2 pseudogenes are annotated in these 528 nt (G+C 59.8%); both read left to right on the top strand.

Annotation, left to right across the window (positions count from 1 at the left end):
- Nucleotides 1–260, top strand: a pseudogene (locus tag AC1DU6_RS35690) (hypothetical protein); the annotation flags it as partial.
- Between the two features lie 12 nt (nt 261–272).
- Nucleotides 273–528 (top strand): annotated as a pseudogene (locus AC1DU6_RS35685) (hypothetical protein); the annotation flags it as partial.

Here is a 528-nt window from a genome sequence, read left to right as displayed (position 1 = left end):
CTGCCAATGGTGGTTCGTATCGTACGTCGCTGTCCGATGCCGATCGCGACGGTCGCAACCTGTTCGTCCATTGGGCGAAGGAGGCGGGTCTAGCTGTTACTGTCGATAAGATTGGCAACATCTTTGCCCGCCGCGAAGGGCAGGACAGCACGTTCTCGCGAATATGGTGCTCGAACGCGCACGCCGACCCGGTGATTGATGTTGGTCGACCATTCTTGAGCGAACCGATACGTCTGGAATTGAGAACTAAACCAATTTGAGGAGGCAGGGAAATGAGTGACTTTACATCGTGGTGGAGCGAGGAAACGAAGTCTCAGGAACTGAATGGCGATATTCCATCGCCAGCATCTGGGCCTTCGCGCCGCGCGCTGCTGAAGGCGGGCGTTGCGGCTGCTGCCGTTGCTCCGTTTCTGATGCGCGTCGATGATGCGATCGCGCAGGGCATCGCGCCGAAGCGCGGCGGCACGCTGACCAGCCTGCTGACGCCAGAGCCACCGGTGCTGATGGTCGGCGTTAATGCCCAGGGGC

The sequence above is a fragment of the Roseateles sp. P5_B10 genome (genome assembly GCF_056400485.1).
Note: the sequence above shows the minus strand (reverse complement) of the source record. Positions and strands in the feature narration are given on the sequence as shown.